This is a genomic window from Paenibacillus sp. J22FR21 (genome assembly GCF_056269135.1).
The window spans coordinates 169,071-193,020 of the sequence record NZ_JBWDNJ010000010.1 but is presented as its reverse complement, the minus strand read 5'-3'; the positions used below and the strand labels follow the sequence as shown (position 1 = coordinate 193,020).

27 protein-coding genes are annotated in these 23,950 nt (G+C 51.9%); 1 reads left to right on the top strand and 26 read right to left on the bottom strand.

Annotated elements, in window-relative coordinates; genetic code table 11:
* The 6 genes from gatB to AC0YNS_RS27775 form a co-directional block, all read right to left on the bottom strand.
* Nucleotides 1-1,443, bottom strand: a complete 1,443-nt coding sequence (gene gatB / locus AC0YNS_RS27800) for an Asp-tRNA(Asn)/Glu-tRNA(Gln) amidotransferase subunit GatB (RefSeq protein ID WP_090983214.1) — start codon at nucleotides 1,441-1,443, stop codon at nucleotides 1-3.
* 34 nt (nucleotides 1,444-1,477) lie between these two features.
* Complete coding sequence (gatA, locus tag AC0YNS_RS27795; RefSeq protein ID WP_475784180.1) at nucleotides 1,478-2,935, bottom strand: Asp-tRNA(Asn)/Glu-tRNA(Gln) amidotransferase subunit GatA; 1,458 nt, start codon at nucleotides 2,933-2,935, stop codon at nucleotides 1,478-1,480.
* A 36-nt stretch (nucleotides 2,936-2,971) separates the two neighbouring features.
* Entirely contained in the window at nucleotides 2,972-3,259 is a 288-nt protein-coding gene (gene gatC / locus AC0YNS_RS27790) for an Asp-tRNA(Asn)/Glu-tRNA(Gln) amidotransferase subunit GatC (RefSeq protein WP_091223885.1), read from the bottom strand.
* 99 nt (nucleotides 3,260-3,358) lie between these two features.
* Nucleotides 3,359-4,345 (bottom strand): ABC transporter ATP-binding protein, encoded by a 987-nt coding sequence (locus tag AC0YNS_RS27785; protein WP_475784179.1) that lies wholly within the window; start codon nucleotides 4,343-4,345, stop codon nucleotides 3,359-3,361.
* Nucleotides 4,346-4,384: 39 nt separating this feature from the next.
* Entirely contained in the window at nucleotides 4,385-5,200 is an 816-nt protein-coding gene (locus AC0YNS_RS27780; protein ID WP_475784178.1) for an ABC transporter permease, read from the bottom strand.
* Nucleotides 5,201-5,206: 6 nt separating this feature from the next.
* Nucleotides 5,207-5,998, bottom strand: coding sequence for an ABC transporter permease (locus AC0YNS_RS27775; protein ID WP_475784177.1), 792 nt, complete (start codon nucleotides 5,996-5,998; stop codon nucleotides 5,207-5,209).
* Nucleotides 5,999-6,272: 274 nt separating this feature from the next.
* On the opposite strand from AC0YNS_RS27775, the gene AC0YNS_RS27770 reads away from it, so the two are divergent.
* Nucleotides 6,273-7,142, top strand: a complete 870-nt coding sequence (locus AC0YNS_RS27770; RefSeq protein ID WP_475784176.1) for a hypothetical protein — start codon at nucleotides 6,273-6,275, stop codon at nucleotides 7,140-7,142.
* A 494-nt stretch (nucleotides 7,143-7,636) separates the two neighbouring features.
* On the opposite strand, the gene AC0YNS_RS27765 is transcribed toward AC0YNS_RS27770, so the two are convergent.
* The 20 genes from AC0YNS_RS27765 to AC0YNS_RS27670 form a co-directional block, all read right to left on the bottom strand.
* Nucleotides 7,637-8,017, bottom strand: a complete 381-nt coding sequence (locus AC0YNS_RS27765) for an ATPase (RefSeq protein ID WP_475784175.1) — start codon at nucleotides 8,015-8,017, stop codon at nucleotides 7,637-7,639.
* 101 nt (nucleotides 8,018-8,118) lie between these two features.
* The gene (locus AC0YNS_RS27760; protein ID WP_475784174.1) at nucleotides 8,119-8,904 is read right to left on the bottom strand and encodes an ABC transporter permease; all 786 of its coding nucleotides are present in this window, start codon (nucleotides 8,902-8,904) and stop codon (nucleotides 8,119-8,121) included.
* Nucleotides 8,901-9,848, bottom strand: coding sequence for an ABC transporter ATP-binding protein (locus AC0YNS_RS27755; RefSeq protein WP_475784173.1), 948 nt, complete (start codon nucleotides 9,846-9,848; stop codon nucleotides 8,901-8,903). The genes AC0YNS_RS27760 and AC0YNS_RS27755 overlap by 4 nt, the downstream gene beginning before the upstream one ends.
* Complete coding sequence (locus AC0YNS_RS27750; RefSeq protein ID WP_475784172.1) at nucleotides 9,845-10,051, bottom strand: PLDc N-terminal domain-containing protein; 207 nt, start codon at nucleotides 10,049-10,051, stop codon at nucleotides 9,845-9,847. Before AC0YNS_RS27750 ends, AC0YNS_RS27755 begins: the two co-directional genes overlap by 4 nt.
* An 18-nt stretch (nucleotides 10,052-10,069) precedes the next feature.
* Nucleotides 10,070-10,270, bottom strand: coding sequence for a sigmaY antisigma factor component (locus AC0YNS_RS27745; RefSeq protein WP_475784171.1), 201 nt, complete (start codon nucleotides 10,268-10,270; stop codon nucleotides 10,070-10,072).
* Nucleotides 10,252-10,629, bottom strand: coding sequence for a YxlC family protein (locus AC0YNS_RS27740; RefSeq protein ID WP_475784170.1), 378 nt, complete (start codon nucleotides 10,627-10,629; stop codon nucleotides 10,252-10,254). Before AC0YNS_RS27740 ends, AC0YNS_RS27745 begins: the two co-directional genes overlap by 19 nt.
* Nucleotides 10,622-11,167 (bottom strand): RNA polymerase sigma factor SigY, encoded by a 546-nt coding sequence (gene sigY, locus AC0YNS_RS27735; RefSeq protein WP_475784169.1) that lies wholly within the window; start codon nucleotides 11,165-11,167, stop codon nucleotides 10,622-10,624. The genes AC0YNS_RS27740 and sigY overlap by 8 nt, the downstream gene beginning before the upstream one ends.
* Nucleotides 11,168-11,360: 193 nt before the next feature.
* Nucleotides 11,361-12,689, bottom strand: coding sequence for an LLM class flavin-dependent oxidoreductase (locus tag AC0YNS_RS27730; protein WP_475784168.1), 1,329 nt, complete (start codon nucleotides 12,687-12,689; stop codon nucleotides 11,361-11,363).
* Nucleotides 12,690-12,708: 19 nt separating this feature from the next.
* Nucleotides 12,709-13,719, bottom strand: coding sequence for a GNAT family N-acetyltransferase (locus AC0YNS_RS27725; RefSeq protein WP_475784167.1), 1,011 nt, complete (start codon nucleotides 13,717-13,719; stop codon nucleotides 12,709-12,711).
* Nucleotides 13,716-14,888, bottom strand: coding sequence for an amidohydrolase (locus AC0YNS_RS27720; RefSeq protein ID WP_475784166.1), 1,173 nt, complete (start codon nucleotides 14,886-14,888; stop codon nucleotides 13,716-13,718). The genes AC0YNS_RS27725 and AC0YNS_RS27720 overlap by 4 nt, the downstream gene beginning before the upstream one ends.
* Nucleotides 14,885-15,898, bottom strand: a complete 1,014-nt coding sequence (locus AC0YNS_RS27715; protein ID WP_475784165.1) for an LLM class flavin-dependent oxidoreductase — start codon at nucleotides 15,896-15,898, stop codon at nucleotides 14,885-14,887. The genes AC0YNS_RS27720 and AC0YNS_RS27715 overlap by 4 nt, the downstream gene beginning before the upstream one ends.
* 21 nt (nucleotides 15,899-15,919) lie before the next feature.
* Complete coding sequence (locus AC0YNS_RS27710; protein WP_475784164.1) at nucleotides 15,920-16,672, bottom strand: amino acid ABC transporter ATP-binding protein; 753 nt, start codon at nucleotides 16,670-16,672, stop codon at nucleotides 15,920-15,922.
* Nucleotides 16,669-17,379, bottom strand: a complete 711-nt coding sequence (locus AC0YNS_RS27705; protein WP_475784163.1) for an amino acid ABC transporter permease — start codon at nucleotides 17,377-17,379, stop codon at nucleotides 16,669-16,671. The genes AC0YNS_RS27710 and AC0YNS_RS27705 overlap by 4 nt, the downstream gene beginning before the upstream one ends.
* Complete coding sequence (locus AC0YNS_RS27700; protein WP_475784162.1) at nucleotides 17,376-18,158, bottom strand: amino acid ABC transporter permease; 783 nt, start codon at nucleotides 18,156-18,158, stop codon at nucleotides 17,376-17,378. Before AC0YNS_RS27700 ends, AC0YNS_RS27705 begins: the two co-directional genes overlap by 4 nt.
* A gap of 30 nt (nucleotides 18,159-18,188) precedes the next feature.
* Nucleotides 18,189-19,055, bottom strand: a complete 867-nt coding sequence (locus AC0YNS_RS27695; RefSeq protein ID WP_475784161.1) for a transporter substrate-binding domain-containing protein — start codon at nucleotides 19,053-19,055, stop codon at nucleotides 18,189-18,191.
* 221 nt (nucleotides 19,056-19,276) lie between these two features.
* Nucleotides 19,277-20,203, bottom strand: coding sequence for a LysR family transcriptional regulator (locus AC0YNS_RS27690; RefSeq protein ID WP_475784160.1), 927 nt, complete (start codon nucleotides 20,201-20,203; stop codon nucleotides 19,277-19,279).
* A 94-nt stretch (nucleotides 20,204-20,297) separates the two neighbouring features.
* Nucleotides 20,298-21,074 (bottom strand): SDR family oxidoreductase, encoded by a 777-nt coding sequence (locus tag AC0YNS_RS27685; RefSeq protein WP_475784190.1) that lies wholly within the window; start codon nucleotides 21,072-21,074, stop codon nucleotides 20,298-20,300.
* Nucleotides 21,075-21,113: 39 nt separating this feature from the next.
* Nucleotides 21,114-21,983 (bottom strand): helix-turn-helix domain-containing protein, encoded by an 870-nt coding sequence (locus tag AC0YNS_RS27680; RefSeq protein ID WP_475784159.1) that lies wholly within the window; start codon nucleotides 21,981-21,983, stop codon nucleotides 21,114-21,116.
* An 89-nt stretch (nucleotides 21,984-22,072) separates the two neighbouring features.
* Entirely contained in the window at nucleotides 22,073-23,158 is a 1,086-nt protein-coding gene (locus AC0YNS_RS27675) for a Gfo/Idh/MocA family protein (RefSeq protein ID WP_475784158.1), read from the bottom strand.
* Entirely contained in the window at nucleotides 23,145-23,948 is an 804-nt protein-coding gene (locus AC0YNS_RS27670) for a sugar phosphate isomerase/epimerase family protein (RefSeq protein WP_475784157.1), read from the bottom strand. The genes AC0YNS_RS27675 and AC0YNS_RS27670 overlap by 14 nt, the downstream gene beginning before the upstream one ends.
* Between the last annotated feature and the right edge of the window lie 2 nt (nucleotides 23,949-23,950).

Here is a 23,950-nt window from a genome sequence, read left to right as displayed (position 1 = left end):
TTATTGATTCAAGCGCGCAAGCAGCAGCTTGTTAACAAGCGCCGGATTCGCTTTGCCCTTCGTTTCTTTCATCACCTGACCGACTAAGAAGCCAATGGCTTTCTCTTTGCCGGCTTTGAAATCTTCGACGGATTGGGGATTGCCGCTGACGATGCGGTCAACCACTTCTGCGATTGCACCTTCGTCGCTAATTTGAACAAGGCCTTGCTCTTCAACGATTTGCTGAGGACGTTTGCCTGTTTCGAGCATTTCTTTGAAGACCGTCTTAGCGATCTTGCTGCTGATCGTGCCTTTCTCCATCAGACCGATCATCTCGCCGAGTCCTTGACCTGTCAGCTTGATATCTTCCAGCTCAAGGCCGCCTGCATTCAAGTAGCCGAGCAAATCACCCATGATCCAGTTGGATACCGCTTTGGCATCCTTCGTAAATTGAAGGCTCTCCTCGAAGAAATCAGCCAGCTTCTTGGAAGCCGTAATGACACCTGCATCGTAGGAAGGGAGACCGAATTCAGTTGTGTAACGAGCTTGGCGTGCATCCGGCAGCTCCGGAATGGATGCCAAGACACGCGCCTTCCACTCTTCGTCGATATGGATCTGCACAAGGTCAGGATCCGGGAAGTAGCGGTAGTCATGTGCTTCTTCTTTGCTGCGCATCGAGAACGTCTTGCCTTGCGCTTCGTCCCAGCGGCGTGTTTCCTGAACAACTTTGCCGCCGCTGTCGAGAATATCCGCTTGGCGCATTTGCTCATACTCAAGACCGCGTTGTACACCACGGAAGGAGTTCATGTTCTTAAGTTCGGCACGTGTGCCAAACTGCTCCTGATCGTAAGGACGCAGACTGACATTGGCATCGCAGCGAAGCGAGCCTTCCTCCATCTTCACATCGGATACATCACAATAGAGCATGATTGCTTTCAATTTCTCGAGGTAAGCTTTCGCTTCTTCCGGCGACCGAAGGTCCGGCTCGGAAACGATCTCGACAAGCGGCGTACCGACACGGTTAAAATCGACCAGCGATCCAAAACCGCCTTCGACGTGCGTCAGCTTGCCTGCATCTTCCTCCAAGTGAAGGCGCGTAATGCCGATGCGTTTGGTTTTGCCGTTCACTTCAATGTCGATCCAGCCATGCTCGCCGACAGGCTTGTCAAATTGCGAGATTTGGTACGCTTTCGGAGAATCCGGGTAGAAATAGTTTTTACGGTCAAATTTGCTGATGTCGGCAATTTGGCAGTTGAGTGCCATCGCTGCTTTCATCGCGAATTCCAGTGCCTGACGGTTCAGTACCGGCAGCACACCAGGGTGTCCGAGACAGATCGGACATGTATGAGTATTCGGCGGGGCGCCGAAGGAGGTGGAGCAGCCGCAGAAGATTTTACTCTTCGTATGGAGCTCAACATGCACTTCCAGCCCGACTACCGTTTCGTAAGTGTTCGGTTCAAACATCGTTTAGCCCTCCTGCTTTATTGGCATCCGAGAATTATAGCTGCGGACGCTGTTTATGATGCTCAGTATGCTGCTCGAAAGCGTGCGCGGCGCGAAGCACCGTGCGCTCATCGAACGCTTTGCCGATAATTTGCAAACCAACAGGCAGGCCATCTGCGAAACCGCAAGGTACGCTGATTGCCGGAATACCAGCAAGACTGACCGGAATGGTGCAAATATCGTTCAAGTACATGGTGAGCGGGTCGCCCACTTGCTCGCCGATACGGAAAGCAGGAGTAGGCGCAGTCGGCCCGATGATCAGGTCAAAGTTCTGGAACACGTTGTCAAAATCTTGTTTGATCAGCGTGCGGACTTTCTGTGCCTTCAAATAATACGCATCATAATAGCCGGAGCTGAGTGCATAGGTCCCGAGCATAATACGGCGCTTCACTTCCGGCCCGAAGCCTTGGCTGCGGGATTTGCGATACAGCTCAATCAAATTATCCGGATTCTCTGCGCGCACGCCATAACGAACGCCGTCAAAGCGTGCCAAGTTCGAGGAAGCTTCCGACGAAGCGAGCAGATAGTAAGTCGCTACTGCGTATTCCGTGTGCGGCAAGGACACTTCTTCCCATGTCGCGCCTAGGCTCTCGAATTGTTTCAGCGCAGCCAGAACCGCTTCTTTGACCTTCGGATCGATACCTTGTCCGAGGTATTCCTTCGGAACGCCAATACGAAGTCCTTTGACATCGCCGTTTAGCGCACCGACATAGTCGGGAATTTCCACGTTAGCTGATGTGGAATCGCCTGCATCGTAGCCTGCAATTGCTTGCAGCACATAGGCTGAATCTTCAACATTCTTCGTAAGTGGACCGATCTGATCGAGTGAAGAAGCGAAGGCCACAAGACCGAAACGTGAAACCAGGCCGTAAGTCGGCTTCAAACCGACAATACCGCAGTACGCCGCCGGTTGACGGATCGAACCGCCGGTATCAGAGCCAAGTGCGAAATAAACTTGTCCTGCCGCAACGGAAGCCGCAGAGCCGCCGCTTGAACCGCCCGGTACATACTCCGTATTCCACGGATTACGTGTCGGATGGAAGCTCGAATTCTCGTTGGACCCGCCCATTGCGAACTCGTCCATATTCAGCTTACCGATCGTAACCGATTGGGCCGCGTTCAGTTTCTTCATTACTGTCGCGTTATAAATCGGATCGTAGTTGCGCAGAAACTGGCTCGCACAAGTCGTTAGCAAGCCTTCCGTCACGATGTTATCCTTAATGCCAGCCGGCAATCCGAACAGCAATCCCTGCTCTCCCCCAGCCGCCAAAGCACCGTCAAGCTCAGCTGCCGCAGCGCGCGCGCCTTCTTCATTCAGCGTCAAGAACGCTTGTATGGAAGCATCGGTAGCTGCAATTCGTGAATACGACGCATCCACCAAATCGCCAACCGACAGCTCTTTCTTCTTTAATTGGTTATGTACTTCCTGTAGGCGTAAGTCAAAGAGTGCCAACAGCCGTTCCTCCCTTCGGTATAAACCCTCACACTATTATTCAAGAACAGCCGGCACTTTGAACTGGCCGTCTTCATCATCCGGCGCATTACGCAGTGCAGTCTCGTTCGTAACCGACTCGCGAATCACGTCGTCACGCATGACATTGTGAACCGGCAGCACATGGCTGGTTGGTTCCACGCCGTCTGTTTGCAGCTCGTCCAGCTTCTCAGCGTATTTAAGAATCGCATTCAGCTGACCGGTAAACTGCTCCTTCTCTTGCTCAGAAAGCTCCAGTCGGGCCAAATTGGCCACATGCTCGACATCTTTGATGGTTATGCTCATTGTCTATGGTCCCGTCCTTTCCATCCATTTTGCACACATTCTACCTATTATAACGTAAGCCTGCATTTAAACTCAATGAGAATGCGAATGCGGATGTGCCTAAGCCGGTGTGGAGCTGCGGTACATTTCCCGAATCATATCTTCGATGTCTGGCTCCTTGACGCTGAGATCGACAACCGAAAGCTTGGCCGATAAACCGCTGATCAGCTCGGACGCGGAGATATCGCTTTTGTGGAACCGATACGTCAGCTTAAGACCCTCTTGTTTGATCAACTCCGCACCTGGATGCTGCAAGGCCGAAGGCTCAGGAAGCTGGCTAAGATCGAGTACGAGCAGCCGATATGGCGCCATACGCAGAATCAGCTCCGACAACGGACCGTCTTCGACTACTTTTCCGTGATTGATGACAATCAGACGCTTGCATAGCTGTTCTACATCGTCCAAATCATGTGTCGTCAAAATAATCGTCGTGCCGCGTTTCATATTCATCTCTTTGATAAACGTTCTGATGTTCTGCTTCGCTTCGACATCGAGCCCAATGGTCGGTTCGTCGAGAAACAGAACGGATGGCGAATGCAGCATCGCCGCCGCCAAGTCGCCTTTCATGCGCTGTCCGAGCGACAGCTGCCTTACAGGTGTATTAATCAATTGATCGATGCCGAGTACATCATGCATCATCGCCAAATTCGTCTTATAGGTATCTTCATCTATGCGGTAAATGCGTTTAAGCAGCTCGAAGGTCTCGCCAAGCCGCAAATCCCAGTAAAGCTGCGTACGCTGCCCGAAGACGACGCCCAGTTGTTTGACGACGGACTTCCGGCTTTCCTGCGGCGAAATGCCGCCTATTCTCACCGAGCCTGAGGTAGGATGAAGAATGCCTGTCAGCATCTTAATGGTCGTCGACTTGCCCGCTCCGTTCGGCCCCAAATAACCAACCATCTCACCTGGCTCAATTCGGAAGCTGATGCCATCCACGCCGCGCACGATCGTTTTCTCCGGCCGGAACAAGCTCTGAATGGAGCCGCTTAGACCGCTTTTCTTCTTAATGACGGTGTATTCTTTGACGACATTCGTAAGTTCAATCATGCGCACGCATCCTCTCTCTCTCTCTGCTGCTGCGACCCGCTACGAGCCGGCACTTTCATATCTCTTCAATCCACTTTGGAAAACGAAATGGCTTAACGTAAAAATAAGAAGTCCGACAACCGGCGTCCAAATCGCCAGTCCGACAGGGAGTGTGAACCCGTCTTCTTGGCCGATGAAATCCGCTGCAGGATAGAAGCTGATAAACCCGATCGGCAAAATGAAGGTCAGAGCCAGCTGAATCAGTCTCGGATATAAGGAAAGCGGGTACATGGTCGTCCGTTCCATCGTAGCCAAGGTCAGTGAAACGAGCGATCCGCTGCGCTTGGTCCAGAACGCCGCCGAACCCATGATCGTACAAATCGAGGCACGGATGAACATCCCGCCGATGACGACGCCAAGCAGCTTGAGCACGTTGATGACATTCCAGTCGAAGCCGATCTGAGCACAGCCGTAGAAGAAAATAAGGAAGCCGGGAATGAGATCGATGAGTCCGATAAAATTCACGTAGTTGATGACAAATTGAAAAAAGACGTTCATTGGGCGAAGCAGCATCCGGTCGAAATCACCCCGGATCACCATATTATCGATATGCCAGGTTTGAATGAAGAAAATAACGGACAAGCCGTGGCTCAGCAGTCCTAATCCGTACAGAAATGCGAGCTGCGGGAAGGTCCAACCTGCCAGCGCTTGAAACTGCTCCACCATCAGCTTCAGCACCCATACTCCGCTGATGTACTGTAAGGGGATCATAAGAAACCAGCTGACCAAAAACAGCGGATATTCCAATTGACGTTGAACGGCTAATTTTGCAAAGAAATAAGCTACGGATGCATGATAACGAATCGCGGTAACCATGACGGATTAACCTCCTTGAATGAGCGTGACACGCTGGGCACGCTGCCACACGGCGTACGCGATAAAAGCGAGCACCGCAATCCAAACCGCTTGAATAACAAGCGCTGTTCCTGCCTGTGCGTATGAGATTTTGCCAATATAAATGGAAAGCGGGGTTTGGTACATGTACTGGAACGGAAGATAACTCGACACGGTCGCCATCCAGCCGGGGAAGAACCAAATCGGAATCAGGCTGCCTGACAGAATACGCACGATTGCATCCTTCACGTTGCCGAGGTTACCTAGCTCCATGACCCAGAAGGAGATCATGCCGACGATAGCACCCATGAGCCAAAGCAGCAGAAAGCTCAGCATAAGGCTTGGGATAAAGAGTAGAAATGCTGTCATGCTTACCGGCAGCGGCGGGGTAAACAGAATCGAAGCCAGCAGAATAAGCGGGATGGCTTGGTTGACGAGCGCGCTTACCGTGGTGCCGAGATCCTCGGCCAGGAACATGCCAAGCAGATGAATGGGCTTAATGAAATCGGTCGCGATATGCCCTTCCCGGACCCGATAGTACATGTCGTTCTGAACATTAACGGATAGAACCGCCCCCATCACAACGGCTAAGATGGCATAGACGATCATTTGATCCTGACTCACGTCTTGTATGGAACCCAAGCCCCGATATGCCGCCTTCCAAAGGAATACGGATGCAAGCAGCATGACAGCATTAGAGGCCATACCGGTGAACACTTCGAATCGATAGGCGATCGTCGTTAAAATTCTCATTTTGAAAAAGTAGTAATAAGCAGACATGCAAGCCCCCCTTTCCAACCCCGTCCAATAATTGGATGTTTTTGTTATATGATAACGTTGCCATTGCGATTTGGGCAATAAGTAAATTATGAAGAGAGATTATCGAGAGGAAATATGGAGAGAAAATATGGAGACTAAATATGAAGACTAAATATGAAGAGAAACTTCATCCTGGGCTAAGGGAGCTTTTACGTTGCCTTCAGCTTTCTTTAAGGTTAGCTGTCCATACTGGGGAATGTAACCAAGTACAACTACATTCAAGGAGGAAGAAATAATGAACAAAACAATGAAAGCTCTCGGTTTAACGGCCGCTATTGCGGTGATGATTCCGCTTAGTGCCTATGCCGCAACAAGCGCTACGACTACAACTACTGACAGTGCAAAGTCGACTACAACGGCTACCAGTACGGCAGTCGTCGGACAAGGGCCGTTTGGTCTTAAAGGCGAAGGAATTAAGGTTCGTCCAGGCGGCTTCTACAGCCAAGAGGTTTTGGATTTGCTCAAGCTGGATATGAAGGCGTTGAAAGAGAAAATCGAAGCCGGTAAAACATTGGCTCAAATTGCAGAGGAACAAGGAGTAACGCGGGATCAGTTGAAGGCAACAATGACAACGGCATACGAGAAACAGCAAGCTGAAGAGAAAAAGGCGTTCACCGACAATCTCGATAAATCGCTTGATTCCACGATGAAAGATAACATCGGCTTCGGAAGAGGCGGTGAACGAGGCGGTAACTTCAAGATGGAGTTCAATAAAGGCATTCGCGCCGAGATAGCTGACTTCAGTGCATCTGCCAAGGTGCTTGGTCTCAGTGATGAGGAATTGAAGACTGCACTGAGCGGCGGTAAGTCCCTTGCTGATCTGGCCCAAGAGAAAGGCATCGACGTTCAGAAGCTGATTGATGCGCAGAAGCAAGTCATTGTGGACAATTTGAATGCCGCTGTGAAAGCCGGCAAACTTACACAGGCTGAGGCTGATAAAGAAATTGCCAATGCGGCAGATATTGCAACACGGATCGTGAATGGAAAAATGGACAGAAAACCACATACCATCAAAATCGACCGTAATGGTGTGAAGCAGGATGCTGGCACCAAGGCAAATACGGGTACATCGGCGGCTGCGTCAGCTGCTGATACGGACGCTTAGGGGTAATATGGTGGTATTGGGATGGCACAGGGTTTACCCCTGTGCCATTTTGTTTGTTTTGGCGCAGGTGGCGCGGGACGCTAGGCGCGGGTGGCGCGAGACGCGTGATGAAGAGATAGAGCTGAAAGTTCCGTAATCGAACGCTCAGTGACTAAACTAGCTGAATATCCCTCTCGCTGTATCGGGAGAGTCGCATAATTGAACTCTCAACCTCGAAATAGGTGAGGTCGAAACTGAGAGGTCCAAAATCGAACGCTCAACTCAAAAACCAAGAAAGTTCGTTACCACATAAGCGGATATACCGCTTATAGAGTAGGAATTAGCTAGTTTGGAGCCTCGATAGCGGATATACCGCTATCAGCATAGAAATTAGTTAGTTCGGCGGTTGAATAGCGGTGGCAGCAGTCTCCCAAACAGGTGTCCGTGAAAATTTGAAAAAGCCTCCTTCCGATGACTCGGATGGAGGCTTTCTCTGATGAATAGCTTGGTTCGCGTTAGATCCAAGCCTTCAGATGGACTTGACGAATAAACTCTTCGCGAGTTTGCGGTTCGCCTTCGACATCTTCTTCTTGCAGTGGTTCTTCCTCGCCGTTCATGATGCGATGAAACAGATCCGCATTATGAGTCGCCAGCGCAAAGTCGATCAGCGCTTCGCGCTCCAAACGGTCGACCTCTTGCTTAATCAGCACTTCCTCCAGCTCGATGTCTGCGGCAGGCACGTAGAAATTCCGGTTCGCTTTGGGAACTCGGATCACATAATCGAACGCGTTATCCGCATTGCGATCATAGGCGATTATATAACCATACTCCCCGACCGGGAGGGTCTGTTCAAATAAGTCCGATATAATAATGATACGTTGGCCAAGCTTATACATTAGCGTCTCACTCCTGTCACCAATAACCATACTCTATGACTCTACTCTATCCTACTAAAATTCAGAAAGGAAGTCCAATAGATGAGAATGGTTATTGATTATTACATTTCCAGTGATGGACGACGACGCAGTGACCAAGCTGCGATTGCCATTATGGCAACCATGACGCCAATCGCGATGCAGACAGCCGACCATAGGCTTCCCTGCCCGCTTGGCGAAGCCGTGAACTGCGCGTAGGCAAGCTTCGGCAGCATGCCCGGGCTTGCCGCGAGCGCGTGCGGGAACACTGAGGCTGTCAGCGCGAGTACGGCCGCAGTGCCGAGCGCGCACGCGGCCGCAGCTGCCCCGCTGCGCAGCAATGCGCTAAACAGCAGCGTGAGCGAGCCTGCGAAGCTTAGCCACAGCAAGAACAGCAGATAGGCATAGAGGCTGCTCCGCCAATCTACGGGTTCGAACAGGGCCGCTGTGTAATACGAGGCGGCGCCGAAGCCGCCTGCGAATGCGAGTGAGACGAGCACCAGCATGGCAGCCCATTTGGCCGAGACGAACGATAGATACGAGATCGGCTTTACTAGAATCATCGCGGTCAAACCGCTCGTGCGTTCCGCGGAAATACTGCCCATAACCGATAAGGCAAGCACCAGCAGTCCCATCGTGTTGAACTGCTGCAGTGTCGCGGCCATTACTTCATTCGCCGAAGGCTGCGGTATTGAAATGACCGCTCCTTCCGGCAGGTTACCGGCGTGCGCAAGTATGTCCGGTAGGAAATAGGTGGAGAGGGGCTGCATCGCACCAAATAAGATATAGACAAGCGGTACCCAAACAAGCTTGTAGCTGCGGATCAGCTCTGTCCATTCTTTAACGAAAAGCACCAGCCAACATTTCATACGTGCTGCACCGCCTTCATAAATAAATCCTCCAGTGTCGTCGATCCGAATTCCAGCTTGGTCACGGGTATTCCTCGATCCAGCAACTGCTGTAGAACGATCCTTCTGGCTTCGTCGATTTGATTTTGTTGTACATGCAGCTTAGCAGCGTTTCCGCCAGGTTGAAGCCCCACAGAATGATAAAGCTGCGACGACGATACCTCCGAAACCAACTGCGACAATGCCGTCCGCGCTTCCTCCGTATTTTCGACTTCAACCAGCATAACCGGCTCTCGATACGCAGCGCGTATATCATCGATTGCCCCGCTGATAACAATGCGCCCGCTCTTCATAATAAGCACGTCGTCACACAGCTCTTCGGCGTCATGGAGCACATGCGTGGAGAACAGAATCGTCGTCTCATGCTTTAACTCCGCAAGCAGCTCCATCACCTCACGGCGCCCAATCGGGTCAAGCGCAGATACCGGCTCGTCCAGAATAAGCAGCTTCGGCCGGTGAATGAGCGCCTGCGCTAAGCCAAGGCGCTGCTTCATCCCGCCGGAATAGCCGGCGATTCGCCGCTTGCCGGCATCGGCAATGCCAACCCGCTCCAGCAATTCCGCGCTGCGGGCAGCTGCTTCCCGTTTCGTCAGGCCGCACAAGCCCGCAGCGTAGCGAAGAAATTCGTCGCCGGTCATCCAGCCGTGAAACGCCGGTGTTTGCGGCAAGTAGCCAATAAGCAGGCGATGATCATCGCCCGGCTTAAGATCTCGGAAGCGGATGCTTCCAGAAGATGGCTGCAGCAGCCCGCTGAGAATGCGGATCGTGGTTGTTTTGCCCGCTCCGTTAGGACCAAGCAGTGCCGTGCAGCGACCTTCCCCAAGCGTGAAACGAATGTCCAGCAGCGCGGATGTTGCTCCGCTGAATGTCTTGCTTAGTCCTTCGACCGTAACAAGCCCCATCATGACGATTGCTTCCTTCCGAAGAGGAAGAACAACACTGCTCCTATGATATTAATGAAAATAATAATGAGCACCCACATCCACTTCGGCCCTCTCGTCTCGTCAGCGCGAGCGCAAACAACAAGTGCCGTTATCATCAAGATTAGCTGCACAATGATTAGCGGCAATATAAGGGAAAGCATCATCGAATTCGAAAAATGATCCATGTTTGTACCTCCTCTTCCTTAAGTATTTCTTCGCTTCGACCAGTTCACCCTAACGATCAGCAGATAGAATATCAGCGGCATCGGACACTGAATCAGCCCCCATATCCCCCAAAACCAAGGATAACGACTCCGTTTCTTCGCATCCTTAAACAGCCAGGACGATTGGCATAGTAAAATAACGACGGCGCCAATTATGACAGCTATTTTCCATCCGACCATTTAGGACGCCGCCCTTCTCTGCCTTTGACCATGAACAGCAACACGAATATGGCCGCAGCCGTAAACGCCAAGATTTGCACAGCTACGAATATCACGATGCTGCTCACCCATAGCAGCAGCAAACCGCTTAGTACACAAGCGCTGACCAGCCAGAATAAGAGCAGCTCCCGCATATAACGACGACCCAGCTCTTTCTTATGCTCACGAACCAGCACCGCTATCGAGTCGACAGATGGAATGTCCGGCTGCATGGAGCGGTCCCATTCTTCCAGATGACCCCCGAGCAGCTGTTGAAAATGCTGCTCATCTTGAAGATCATGGTTGTCACTTTGCTTGCCGCGTTTACTGTCTTTATTCATTCTCGTCAAGCTCCTTCCTTAGCTGTTTGAGTCCGTTATGCAGCCTCGACTTCACCGTACCGACAGGAATGTCGAGCCATGAAGCGATTTCCTCGTAGGCATAGCCGTAATAATATTTGAGCAATATCGGCACCCGGATCTCGTAAGATAACGCGCCAAGCGCATCGAGCGCATGCGGCCATTCCTGCTGCTGCATCGCGGCATGAAACCGGATGGATTGCAGCGCCTGCTCCTGCGTTTGCCACTTCTGTTCTCTCTGCTGCTTGCGCATCTCGTCGATATAACGCCGGGTTGCAATGGAAATCAGCCATGTTGAAAATTTACTTTGCTTCCGAAACGTGCCGATCTTCTCAATCGCCTTCAGCATCGTATCCTGTACCAAATCCTCGGCCATCGCCTTGTTCATCGTTACCTTCAACATGTATCGATACAACAAGGTGTAATGGCTGCGCAGCAGGGTCGACAGCGCAAGGTCATCGCCGCGAACTGCACGTTTCACTAGCTGCGCTTCATCCCCGAGCTGTTCCATCCCGATCATCGTGTTCTCCCCACCCGCTGCTTGAAATAAGCCTCTTTCCTTCATTCTCGCCAATATGACGATCAAGGTTGCTCGATTGTTCACTTGCCTTGCAAAAAAACTTCCGGTTTCCTTCCGCTACATATGGATATGGTATCACGACGCAGGAAAGGCCACCCGCTTGGATGGCCTTTCCTGTATTGTGATACCCTGATTAATTCACTTTAGCCGCAGCAGTATACCGATTCACCGGCACTGGCAAACCGAGATTACCGCGTAAGGTATCTGACTCATATTCCGTCCGATAGATGCCGCGTTCCTGTAGAAGCGGCACGACCGACTCCACGAAATCGCGCAGAGCGTCCGGTGTAGGTGCATATAGGATAAAGCCGTCCGCCGCTTCCTCCTCATGCCAGCGTTGAAGCAAATTCGCGACTTTCTCAGGCGTCCCGATAAACTCACTGCGAGGCGTCGCCGTACGAATCGCCACTTCGCGCAGCGTCAATTTCTGCTCTCGGGCCAATTGCTTGATTTTATCCGTTCCGCTGCGGAAACTGTTCTTACCGAGTTCCCCTAGCTCAGGGAACTGCTCGTCGAGCGGATATTGGGAGAAGTCATGGTGCTCGAAGAACCTTCCAAGATATTCAAGCGCCTTATCAATCGTCACCAAGTTCGCGTATTCCAAATACTTGCGCTCGGCTTCTTCTTCCGTCGCTCCGATGATCGGTCCGACGCCAGGCAGAATCACGATATCATCACGCGAACGGCCCAGCGCAACTGCGCGATCTTTTACATCCTTATAGAACGCCTTCGCTTCGTCAATGTTCTCATGTCCGGTGAATACGGCATCAGCGCTGCTCGCAGCCAATTTCCTGCCGCTCTCGGACGAACCCGCTTGGAAGATCACCGGATGTCCCTGCTTGGAACGCGCGATATTAAGCGGTCCTTGCACGGAGAAATAATCGCCTTTATGATCGAGACGATGCATTTTGGACGGGTCGAAAAACACTCCGGATGCCTTATCCCGGACGAACGCATCGTCTTCCCATGAATCCCACAAGCCGCGTGACACCTGCAAAAATTCTTCGGCAATCTTATACCGTTCATCATGCGTCGGATGCTCGGGTTTCCCGTAGTTTTTGGCCGACCCTTCAAGCGGGGAAGTGACCACGTTCCAGCCCGCGCGGCCTGCACTCAGATGATCGAGGGATCCGAACTGACGGGAAACGGTAAATGGTTCACTGTATGAGGTTGATAATGTACCGACAAGGCCTATCTTGGAAGTGACCGCTGCAAGCGCAGATAGTATCGTAATCGGCTCGAATCGGTTTAGGAAGTGGGGGATCGACTTCTCGTTAATATAGAGACCATCGGCGATGAAGACAAGATCGAATTTCCCCTCTTCGGCTGTTTGAGCTTGTTTTCGGTAAAATTCAAAGTTCACGCTTGCGTCCACGGGTACCTCCGGATGCCGCCAAGCGGATACATTGCCGCCAACTCCGTGAATGATTGCGCCTAGCTTCAACTTTTTATGATTAGCCATAACGGATTCCTCCCTAAGTTTAGGATTGCAATAAAGCTGATTCCTTCAGCCGAAGCCGGTAGCTTTTGACTAAGATATCTCCGTTCCGAAACTCTTTATCGAATGCTCGCTCGAATCCCAACCGTTCGTACAACCGAACCGCGGAATCCATAATGTCTGATGTATGCAGGTAGAGTGTGTCAGCGCCCCAATCCAGAGAAAGCTTAGCGCTTTCGCGGATGAGCTCCGTTGCGATACCGCGTTTGCGAGCTTGCCGCGATACGCCTAACAACCGAATGATCGGACTATGAATTTCTAATCCCGGCGCTCCATATGCGGTCTCCGACGACTCATAAATGAACACACTTCCCATGATTTGTCCATCCAACTCCGCAACAAGCCGCGACTTCGTCGTCGGCGCATCGATTGCCTGCAAAATATTTTCTTTATATTGCTCCCAGCGTGCGCTATCAAGCGTAATTTCATATTGCTGATAGGCATCCAGCAGCACTTGAACTACCGCATCGCGATCGGAAGACCTCGCCTGTCGAATGATAACTTTATTTTGCGCGTCTATTTCTTCCTGTTTAATTCTTGCAATCTGCTTCAGATGGCCCTGTACATGAGTAATGAAAGACTGAACAATGGCAGCAAGCGTTACGCTTTCTCCTTTGAAATTAACCCCCGTCTTGTTCCAATCTTCGATCGTCAAACGGTCAAACAACAATCGGTTGTAGTTCAGAAGGTGGTTATAGAACGTCAAGATATCCGCGGCATTCCCCTCGTTCGTCTTCTGCCCAGCTACCCAGCGGTCCTGACTGAACGCTGGCAATTGCACCGACGAATCGGACAAAATTTCGCGAACACGAAACGAAACCACGATATTGTGGTCAGCCAGATGGCCAAGAACTTCGGTAATGCTCCATTTAGCTTCTGCCGCCTTCCAGCGCAATTGCTCATCGGACAGCCCTTCGATCGCTTGCTGCAGTTGTTCGTACGTATGCAGGTAGTGGTCAATTTGAATGAGATCTTGCAGTTTACTTTGACTCATCGTAGCTCTCCTCCTTTAAGTACACCTATTGAGCTAAGGGCTTTTACCGCTAACGCCTCGAAAAACAAAGCTCCGATTGACAGTGCCCTTTCATCCACATCAAAAGCCGGATGATGCCACTCTTGCGGGCCTGATGTGCCTAAGAAGAAGAAAATACCCGGCACCTCCCGCAAGTAAAAAGCAAAGTCTTCCCCGGCCGGCGACGGCGCAGGCTCCACGACCGTCAAACCAAGCGATTCGGCAATCTCGGCGGCACGTTCAGCCCATATGGAATCGTTCACGACAGCAGGCGGGCCGGTAATCCATTTGACCGTCGCTTTCGTATCGAATGCTGCTCCAACTCCGACGACGACTTGCTCGAATCGCTCTCGCACGCGATCCCGCACTCGCTCATCGAACGTGCGCAGCGTTCCGTCGAACACGGCTTTGTCCGCGATAACGTTCCAAGCCGTTCCGCTGTTCAGACGAGTCACGCTGATAACTGCGCTATCAAGCGCACTTACGTTTCGGCTGACAATAGACTGCAGCGCCGTAATAATATGGGCGGAGGCTACGATGGGATCGAGTCCCGCTTCCGGTACGGCGGCATGGGATCCGCGACCTTCAACCTCGACGACGAACCCGTCCGCCGCTGCCATGATCGGTCCGGCTTTAATGCCGATTGTGCCTACCGGTAAATTCGGCTTGTTGTGCAAGCCAAACACCGCACTCACACCTTCAAGCGCCCCGCTCGCGATGACCTGCGAAGCGCCTTTGGCCTTCTCCTCCGCCGGCTGGAATATCAGCCTCACTGTCCCTTCCAGCTCCTGCTCTCGCTGCTTCAACAAGAGCGCAGTTCCCAGTACGATCGCGGTATGGCAATCATGGCCGCAGGCATGCATGACACCGGGAACTTTAGAAGCGAAGGGCAATCCCGTTTCTTCTTGAATCGGCAATGCATCGATATCCGCGCGGATGGCGATAATCGGCCCTCCACGGTAACCGCCTACCTCAGCGACAAGACCGGTTCTCAGCGGATAATCCGCGATGCGGATGTCCGACTCCGAAAGCCATGTACGAAGGGTCGCTGTCGTAGCGAACTCTTCATGAGAGATCTCGGGATTCTCATGTAAATGACGTCTATAAGCAACCAAGCGCTCTTGGAGCTTGTCGGCTAACGAGATGCTCATCTTCGTATACTCTCCTCGAAAGCTTCCTGCAGCAGCTCGAAATTTCTTACTCGCTTGGTGAAGTCAGGTATGATCGTCGTGAAGATCAGCTCATCCGCATCGTACGTATCACGAAGCTCCGACAACCGTTTTCTAACCGTCTCCTTCGTTCCTCGCGTAATATCCGCTTCGCGGATTTCGGCCGTATACGCCTCGCCGGCTTGCTTAGCAAATTCCTCCGCCTGCTCAAGCGAACCGACATTTACGACCTTGCCGCTTGCCAGCGTAACGCGAACGTTCTTGAAGTGACCGGCGAGCTCAGCAGCCTCTTCTTCGGAATCCGACACGATGACCGACAAGGCAAGGATGGCATAGGGTTCGCCTCCTTTATCTCGATTGAAATGCGTCCGGTAGCTCTCGAAGGCAAGTCGAGCCGTTTCCGGATCGTTGTTGATGAATAACGCGAAAGCGTAGGGATACCCTCTCTCCGCAGCCAGTTTTGCGCTTGAAATACTCGTGCCGAGCAAATAGATGTCAGCGGGCCGGGCCGGCAACGGGTTAGCTTGCAACCCGGCAAGTGGATGGTCATCTCCAAACGAGCCATGGAGCAATTGTTCCAGCTCTGTCAGCTTACTTTCGAGTGTTTCCGGTTCGCTTAAGCCTTTCTGCAGCGCCTTGGTGGAACGAGGCAAGCCGCCCGGCGCGCGTCCGATGCCAAGATCGACCCGTCCCGGCGCCAACGAGGCTAATACATTAAAATTCTCGGCGACTTTGTATGGACTATAATGCTGCAGCATGACTCCGCCTGATCCGACCCGAATCTTGCTCGTTCGAGCGAGCAAATGTGAGATCAATACTTCCGGTGATGCGCCAGCCATCTGCGGGGAATCATGATGCTCCGACACCCAGAAACGTTCATAACCCAGCTTCTCCGCCAATTGAGCCAGCTTGATCGTATTGCCCAGCGCTTCCGCCGGCGTCTGTCCGGGGAAAACGATGCTTTGGTCCAAAATGCCGAATTTCAAAGCCATGTATCTTCCAACTCCATTCGATTAAATTGAATAGGCGCTCTCCGGCGTAATTCTGGCCAGAAATTGTTTCGTCCGCGCTTCCTTAGGCGACTGAAAGATGAGCTTGGGGGGACCTTCCTCGACAATAACGCCTTCGTCCATAAACACGACGTGATTCGCGACATCTTGGGCGAAGCCCATCTCATGAGTAACGATGATCATCGTAATCCCTTCCTTGGCAATTTTGCGGATGACGGCAAGCACTTCGCCAACCAGCTCGGGATCAAGCGCAGAGGTCGGTTCATCGAACAGAATCACGTCTGGATTCAAGGCAAGCGCCCTAGCAATGCCAACGCGCTGCTGCTGTCCTCCGGACAATTGGCTCGGATACGAATCCAGCTTGCCCCTAAGTCCTACCTTCTCCAGCAGTTCTATGCTTCTTAGGCGTGCTTCCTCTCGAGACATGTTCTTTACGATCACGAGCCCCTCCATTACGTTCTCAAGGGCAGTCTTATGCCGAAAAAGATTATAATTCTGAAACACCATGGCGGTTTTCCCACGCAAGGTATGGATATCCTTCTTCAAAGGTTTCCGGCAATTCACCTTAAAGTCGTCGATCGAAATCTCCCCGTCGCTCGGCTTCTCCAAATAATTAATACATCTGAGAAGCGTCGTCTTGCCCGAGCCGCTGGGACCGAGAATAGCAACGACTTGACCTTTCTGAACGGTCAGATCGATTCCTTTCAGCACTTCGTTGCGGCCGAAGGATTTCGAAATATTCGTAAGTTTAATCATGCTACACCTCCGCGGTTATAAGCATTAATGCGCTTCTCCAGCAGCGCAGTTGCCCGCTCAATCAGAATGGTAAGCCCCCAGAAAATAAGCGCCGCTGCAAGATACGCCTCGAAAAACTTCCAATTCGTCGTTGCGATAATATCTGCCTTGGCGTTCACTTCCACAACCGATACGGTAAAAGCGAGCGTGGAGCCATGCAGCATGCCGATCAAGCTGTTCGACAAATTGGGGAGCGCAGCCGCGAAGGCTTGTGGCAATACGATTCGGCGCAGCGCCTGGAAAGTGGTCATCCCGATCGAATGAGCCGCCTCCATTTGACCTTTATTTACTGCGAGAATGCCGGAACGAATGACTTCGGATAAATAAGCGCCTGCGGTGATAGAGAATGAGAGATACGCAAAACCAATCATCGGAATCGAAACCGAGTTGAACGACCAATGGTACTGCTCGGCTAAGCTGTCGACGATCATGGGCAATCCGACGTAAATCAGGAGCAAGTGAGTCAGCATCGGCGTCCCCCGAATAAACGTAACGTAAGCCGTACCGATCTGGCTCAGCACAGGAATGGCGAAGATGCGGGACAGCGCAACAATCAGTCCAATGATAAATCCGCAACCGACGGAGACGACAGTAATATAAATCGTGTTCGGAATAGCCGGAAGCAGCAGCAGAAAGGCTTGCCAGATGAACCCGAAATCCAATGTCATAAGCCTGTGCCTCCTTTACCCCATGCTACTTTCGCATCCAATAACCGATTCAGCCCTTTTTTGCCCATAGGGAGTTTGCTGGTGTTCGTTATGGCCGTTTCATGCTTAAGCAGCCTGCGCTCCGTGAAATAAAACAATTTCTCCAAGAAGAAGCTGATAATGAAATAGATAATGGCCAAAGCAATATAGCTTTCAAACAAATGCCTGGACATCGTGGGCAGCGTCTGCGATCTCCCCGTAAGCTCCATAACGCCGAGTGTAAAAGCGAGCGATGTGTCCTTCAACGTTGCGATAACCAAGTTAGCCAGAATCGGAATCGAGATGGCCAGCGCTTGAGGGAAGACGATTCGAGTGAACGCCTGATAACCGGTCATCCCAACCGCATAAGCCGCTTCGACTTGTCCCCGATCCACGGCGGACACCGCAGCTCGGATTCCTTCTGAAATGTAGGCTCCGCTATGCAGCCCGTAAGCCAGAATGACGAAGTACAATGCCGACACCTTGCTTACGTCTACATGTACGGCTTTCAGTAATTCCGGCAATCCGTAATAGATCAAGAACAGCTGAATGATAATCGGCGTTCCTCGAAAAAAAGAGGCATAGAGCTGGGAAATCCGCTGCAGCAGCGGCACCCGGTAAAGCCGGGGAAGAGCGACGAGAAAACCGACGCCCAGCCCGACCAAGATGGAGCTCGCTACGATAATGAGCGAAATCCGTATAAACGGAAGCAGCTTCCAGAAATACTCGACAACATAGGCGATATCGAATGGAGCACCCATAGACCGACCTCACCCTTTCTTGAATAATGTCTATTTCTCAGATACAGTTGCATCGAATCCAAGCCATTCGTTGCTGATTTTGGATAACGTACCGTCTGCCTTGATTTCCAGAATCGCTCGGTCTACTGCATCTGCAAGCGTCTGCTGCTCCGCATCGTCCTTGCGGAACAAGAACAGAATATCCGCTTCGCTGAGCTCTTTGCCGACGGTTTTCAGCTTGCCTTCCGGATCGATAATCGGTAGCACGAAATCCGCGCCTACGGTAGCTTCCACGCGACCGGAAGTAATCTGGGATAAGGCGTCATTAGCCGCCCCGCTGGAATATACAATGTTCAGCGCATTATCGTGCTCCTTGTTGTAATTCTCCAGAATCGTCGCCTCGGCACTGGTGGCCGTCGTAAATATTTTCTTGCCTTTCAAATCGTCGAGCGATTCAATCGGATCATTGTTGTCTTTGGAAACGATGATTTTATTTTTCCAGTGTGCATAAGACTCTTTGTTAAATAAGTATTTCGCTTCGCGCTCCGGGTTTTTCTCGAATTCATGAGCGGCCAAATCGATTTTCTTCGTTTCCAGGCTGAGTAGAATATTTTTGAATTCCAGTACTTGAATGTCGAACTCGTATTCAGGCAGGCGCTTATCGATTTCTCTGATCAATTCCACGTCATAGCCGGTCAGCTTGCCGCTTTCGTCGATGAATGCAACCTTAGGGAACTGATTGCCTGTTCCGACGACGATCTTCTTCACTTCTTGCGGTGCTTCTGTGTTCGTTGCTGCCGTAGTGTCGGACGAGACATTGGTTATGCCTGCGTTGCTTGTGTTATTATCCTTGGTACCGCAAGCCGACAAGGTAAGAATCAGGATAAAACTTGCTGCCAATACGATCGATTTCTTCATGTTAACCCCTCCGTTTTTAGTGGAACCTTTAAACTTATAATTCCTAGTGGTTAAGTAAGAATTAATGTTGAGATTAACGATATCACCGCCTTCACCCATCGTCTAATAGAGATTTTCAATATGCAGATTAAAAATTCCGATAATTCCTACAAATTTACTTTGTTTATAGGTAATCGAAAGGGCTGACCCCTGTCTTGCGACATCAAGTTCAGCCCTTGTTCCTACTCTTCGAATAGGTGTTTACCAATATCCATGATCTCCGTAAATAATTGCGTATGCTCGCCAAGGCAGGAGATGACGTTCGTCTGCAAAGAGATCCCTTCCGTCTCCGCAACTCGAAGCGGAATCAGCTTTCCTTGGGCTACTTCTCCCCGTACGCTTAGGCCGGGAAGGAATGAGATCCCCGTCTTTCCTATGACTAGCCGCTTAGCCATCTCCGAGTTATCTGTCTGGATCCGAATGTTAGGCGGCTGCTCCAGATGTTCGAATACGCGGTGAATGCGCAGCCAGTCGAGCGCTCCGCATTCGAAGAAGACGAGCGGCTGCAGCGCGATCTCTTCGACGGATAAGTTTGTTCTACCGATGAAAGGATGATCCTCATAGGCATATAGGGAGATTGGATCCTCGTAAAATTTGACAGAATGAAGGGAGGGATGATTAACTTTGCGGACGAAGCCGACGTCGACTTCCTTATTGAGTATTTTGGAGACAATATCGTCCGTGGTGCCGGTCACGAATTTATAGTAGATATTCGGGAATTTGCGCTGAAGCCTCGGCATCAGCTGCGGGATGATGTAGTTGGATACGGAAACCGTGCAGCCGATCCTGAATTCCTCGGGCATTTTCTTTCGGCTCACGTTCAGCTTGCCCTTCTGGTAAGTCAGCAACAGCTGCTGCGCATACGGCAGGAACCGTTTTCCCTCTTCCGTAATTTGCACCTGCTTGCCGTTCCGATCGAACAGCTTGCAATCGAGCTCCCGCTCGAGCGATTGTATGCGTGCCGTAACGGAGGGTTGGGATAAGAATAAGGCTTCGGCGGCTTTATTAAAGCTTCCGCAGTGGATGACGTACACAAACGCTTCGATATTTTCTATGTTGACGGTAACCACCTCCGAATCGACACTGCTGACCAATACATATTTAACCAATAAGATAACTCGGAATTAAGTAATTGTAAAGTGGAATTTTCGTAAAAAAAATACGGCCGTTCCACATATGATGCGGAACAAGCCGTATGGATCGTTATATTGTCATCGCGCCAAAGCCGCCGTCTACGCGAATCAGCGAGCCGGTGACATAACCGGATGCCGCCTCAGAGGCCAGCCAAACGACTGCGCCTTGCAGCTCCTTCGGATCGCCAAAGCGCTTCATCGGCGTATGGCTCATAATGCTTTCCACCCGCTCCGGCGATAGAATGGCGCGGTTCTGCTCCGCCGGGAAGAACCCCGGTACGATACCGTTGACACGAACGCCATGCGGAGCGAATTCACGCGCCAGAAATTGCGTCATGCTGTTCACGGCATGCTTCGAAGCCGAATACGTAAACACGCGGGAGAGCGGCGGTCCCGAGGAGACGGAACTGATCGTAATGATGCTTCCGCCGTGACCGGCGTCGATCATTGATCGGCCGAACACCTGGCAGGCCAGCATCACACTCTTCGCGTTGACGTCCATGATCCGGTCCCATTCTTCTTCCGTAATATCGAAGAATGGCGTCGCGCTGTTCGTGCCTGCCGCATGCAGCAAGATATCCGTTCGACCTTTTGGCGACCAGTCGGTAATCTCACCGAGCACGCGCTCAAGATCCGTCTTCACCGCTGCATCCGCCTCAAACAGCGTCGCTCGGCCGGTTTCCAGCAGAGGTGCAAGCTTCTCTTCCGCTCTCTCCTTGCTGCGGACGACAAGTGCCACATGCGCACCATGGTCAAGCATCGCTTCGGCCATGACGCTGCCGAGCGTGCTTGTGCCGCCAATAATGACCGCCGTACGGCCCGTTAAATCAAACAATGAGCTTCCGATATAGAACGCCTCCGTATGTGCGGCGGCGCACGCTAGGCTTTAGCTTTCGGCAACGAGCTGGAGCATCCGCTTCCGGTATGTCTCCGGACTTGCACCGACCGTGGTTTTGAACAGCCTGCTGAAATGCGGCAGATGGTGAAACCCGACAGCGCGGCACACCTCCGAAACGGACTGCCTGGGCTCGAGCCGAAACATCATTTTGGCCTGATTGATCCGCCGATTATATAAGTATTTGAATACCGTTGTACCGGTAACGTCTTTGAAGAGGTTGGACAGGTAAGGTTTCGTCAAATGAAGCGCACTTGCAATATGATCGAGCGTCACTTCCTCGAGATAATGATCCTCCAAGTAAGAGATGACACGCTGAACATGCTGCTCTTTCTGGGAACGATGCTCCCGCTCGTTAACCGGCTCGCTGCACCAATCCCGAATAAGATGCAGCAGCTCGATGACCCGCATGACAAACCGATTATAAGCCGTTCGCACTCCTGCCTCGTTCGTCCGCTTATACAGCTGATCCATCTCAGCCAGCAGCGTTTCAAGCTCTGCTTGATCCTGGGGACTGAGGGAAATGCGAATATTGCGCAGCTCATCGAACGGCTTCAGCAGCATCGCCGCCGTATCCGCTTGAAGCACTTTATGGATGTAAGCCGGATCCATATGTATAATCGTGCGAATGTAAGGTTTATGCGGTGCCGGGTTCGGACAATGAAGCGTCATTCCGTGCATCAGGATCAAATCACCGGGTTGAAGCGTAATCAGCTTGTCGCCGATCAAATAGTTGCATTCGCCCTCTTGAAAATAATACATTTCATAAAAGGCATGCGAATGAAATTGAGCGCCCGGATACGGTTCATCGTTCCGGTACATCAGCTCGATCGGCTGCTGCCATTGCATCGTGAGCGGCACACAGTTCCCCTCCATTTGAGGCACCTTATCAGGGCGCATCCTAATGAAATGATTTTACCATGTCGCACATCACCATTGTATAGATTCCTTTACAAACGGACGGCTTTATTTTGCGCGAGCATACAGAGCTCCGCCGCCTTAAAAGCATGGGCCTGCGTCATCGCATTCTCCGTCCGGTTCAGGCAGTCCAGAATCAACTCGCCGAAGTATGGGAATCCGACCTGGCCGCCAACCGAGAGATGATGTTCCCCTTCGTGGTTGACCAGAAAGACATGATCGCCGCTCTTGTCGCGCGCCACATCGATATATTTGCGCAGCTCGATATACCCGTCAGTGCCGAGAATAATCGTCCGTCCGTCGCCCCAAGTGCCAAGCCCGTTCGGAGTTAACCAGTCCACGCGAAAATAATTCGTCGCCCCGTTGTCCCCAATAAGCGTTGCATCGCCAAAGTCCTCAAGCTCCGGATAGTCCGGATTGCTATAGTTGGCGACTTTACTGCTCGCAACAGTCGCGTCCTTGCAGCCTGCAAAGTGCAGGAACTGCTCGATCTGATGGCTACCAATATCGCATAGAATGCCGCCGTATTGTTCCTTGCGGAAGAACCAATCCGGACGGGACGGCTTGTTCAGCCGGTGCGGGCCGGTTCCGATCACCTGCACGACACGGCCGATGGCGCCTTCCTCCAGCAACTTGCCGGCATAGATCGCACTTTCGTTGTGCAGCCGTTCGCTGTAGTAGACCATGTACTTGCGTCCCGTCGCCGCCGCTACTTCCCGTGCTTTCGCGAGCTGCTCCAGCGTGGTGAACGGGGTTTTGTCGGTAAAATAATCCTTGCCGTGCTTCATGACCGTGACGCCAAGCGGACCACGATCAGATGGAATGGTGGCAGACGCGACCAACTTGACCTGCGGGTCTTCGAGGATAACCTCCGGCGAGGCGGCAGCCGTCGCTTGCGGGTAGACCTTCAGAAACTGCTCGACCTTCGCCGGATCGCGGTCGTATACCCATTTGAGCGTTGCACCTGCTTCGAGAAGACCGTTCGTCTGACCGTAGATATGGCCGTGATCAAGACCCATGGCGGCGAATACGAACTCGCCGACGCCGACGACCGGTTCCGGTTTCTTGATCGCTACCGGCGCATAGTTCATGCCGTCGCTGCGGTTAAACCCTGACATCGCGCTTCAGCTCCTCTTCCGTTTGATAGGCGAGCTGCTGCAGCGCGCGGTAGCTAATCTCCAGGCTCTCGAACGGATCGCCCGGGCAAACATCCTGCTCGACGACATACCATTCAACGCCCGTTTCGCGGCAAGCTTCGATAATCGCCGGCCAGTTCAGGTTGCCTTCGCCGATTTCGGCGAATACCTGCTGGTCGCCCACGATCGCCATATCCTTGAGATGGACAACCTTCATGTCGGCAACCTTCATGATCCAGCTGACAGGGTCGGCTCCGCCGGCTTGCACCCAGTACGTATCCAGCTCGAAGCTGAATGCACCGCTTGGGCTGTCTTTGGCATCAAGCAGCCAATCCATGCCGGTCTTGCCTTCGAACTTCTCGAATTCGAATTTATGATTGTGATAGATGAGCTCCAGGCCGGCTTCCGCCAGCTTATCGCCGATCTCGTTCATGATGTCCGCAAAGGCCGTGTAGCCCGCTTTGTCATTCCGGTATTCCGGCGGAATAGAGCCGATGCCGACATATTTGCAGCCCCATGCTTGGTGCTCCGCAATAAGCGCGTCAAGGTCGTTCAGCAGACGGTGAGTCGGTACGTGAGTGGCGCAGATGGCCAAGCCATGGCTGTCGCATATGCGTTTCACTTCATCCGGTGCGATTGGACCAATGCCGGATACTTGCACAGCATCGTAGCCGATCGCTTTGACCCGTTTCAGCGCGGCGTCCAGATCCTCGGCTGTCTTGCAGTAGTCACGAAGCGTATAGAGCTGTGCGGCGATTTGCTTCTTATACAATG

Excerpts from the sequence above, each read along its gene's own strand:
- gatB (WP_090983214.1), bottom strand. The coding sequence starts at position 1,443 with ATGTTTGAACCGAACACTTACGAAACGGTAGTCGGGCTGGAAGTGCAT.
- gatC (WP_091223885.1), bottom strand. The coding sequence starts at position 3,259 with ATGAGCATAACCATCAAAGATGTCGAGCATGTGGCCAATTTGGCCCGA.
- AC0YNS_RS27785 (WP_475784179.1), bottom strand. The coding sequence starts at position 4,345 with ATGATTGAACTTACGAATGTCGTCAAAGAATACACCGTCATTAAGAAG.
- AC0YNS_RS27780 (WP_475784178.1), bottom strand. The coding sequence starts at position 5,200 with ATGGTTACCGCGATTCGTTATCATGCATCCGTAGCTTATTTCTTTGCA.
- AC0YNS_RS27775 (WP_475784177.1), bottom strand. The coding sequence starts at position 5,998 with ATGTCTGCTTATTACTACTTTTTCAAAATGAGAATTTTAACGACGATC.
- AC0YNS_RS27770 (WP_475784176.1), top strand. The coding sequence starts at position 6,273 with ATGAACAAAACAATGAAAGCTCTCGGTTTAACGGCCGCTATTGCGGTG.
- AC0YNS_RS27765 (WP_475784175.1), bottom strand. The coding sequence starts at position 8,017 with ATGTATAAGCTTGGCCAACGTATCATTATTATATCGGACTTATTTGAA.
- AC0YNS_RS27760 (WP_475784174.1), bottom strand. The coding sequence starts at position 8,904 with ATGAAATGTTGGCTGGTGCTTTTCGTTAAAGAATGGACAGAGCTGATC.
- AC0YNS_RS27755 (WP_475784173.1), bottom strand. The coding sequence starts at position 9,848 with ATGATGGGGCTTGTTACGGTCGAAGGACTAAGCAAGACATTCAGCGGA.
- AC0YNS_RS27750 (WP_475784172.1), bottom strand. The coding sequence starts at position 10,051 with ATGGATCATTTTTCGAATTCGATGATGCTTTCCCTTATATTGCCGCTA.
- AC0YNS_RS27745 (WP_475784171.1), bottom strand. The coding sequence starts at position 10,270 with ATGGTCGGATGGAAAATAGCTGTCATAATTGGCGCCGTCGTTATTTTA.
- AC0YNS_RS27740 (WP_475784170.1), bottom strand. The coding sequence starts at position 10,629 with ATGAATAAAGACAGTAAACGCGGCAAGCAAAGTGACAACCATGATCTT.
- sigY (WP_475784169.1), bottom strand. The coding sequence starts at position 11,167 with ATGATCGGGATGGAACAGCTCGGGGATGAAGCGCAGCTAGTGAAACGT.
- AC0YNS_RS27730 (WP_475784168.1), bottom strand. The coding sequence starts at position 12,689 with ATGGCTAATCATAAAAAGTTGAAGCTAGGCGCAATCATTCACGGAGTT.
- AC0YNS_RS27725 (WP_475784167.1), bottom strand. The coding sequence starts at position 13,719 with ATGAGTCAAAGTAAACTGCAAGATCTCATTCAAATTGACCACTACCTG.
- AC0YNS_RS27720 (WP_475784166.1), bottom strand. The coding sequence starts at position 14,888 with ATGAGCATCTCGTTAGCCGACAAGCTCCAAGAGCGCTTGGTTGCTTAT.
- AC0YNS_RS27715 (WP_475784165.1), bottom strand. The coding sequence starts at position 15,898 with ATGGCTTTGAAATTCGGCATTTTGGACCAAAGCATCGTTTTCCCCGGA.
- AC0YNS_RS27710 (WP_475784164.1), bottom strand. The coding sequence starts at position 16,672 with ATGATTAAACTTACGAATATTTCGAAATCCTTCGGCCGCAACGAAGTG.
- AC0YNS_RS27705 (WP_475784163.1), bottom strand. The coding sequence starts at position 17,379 with ATGACATTGGATTTCGGGTTCATCTGGCAAGCCTTTCTGCTGCTGCTT.
- AC0YNS_RS27700 (WP_475784162.1), bottom strand. The coding sequence starts at position 18,158 with ATGGGTGCTCCATTCGATATCGCCTATGTTGTCGAGTATTTCTGGAAG.
- AC0YNS_RS27695 (WP_475784161.1), bottom strand. The coding sequence starts at position 19,055 with ATGAAGAAATCGATCGTATTGGCAGCAAGTTTTATCCTGATTCTTACC.
- AC0YNS_RS27675 (WP_475784158.1), bottom strand. The coding sequence starts at position 23,158 with ATGTCAGGGTTTAACCGCAGCGACGGCATGAACTATGCGCCGGTAGCG.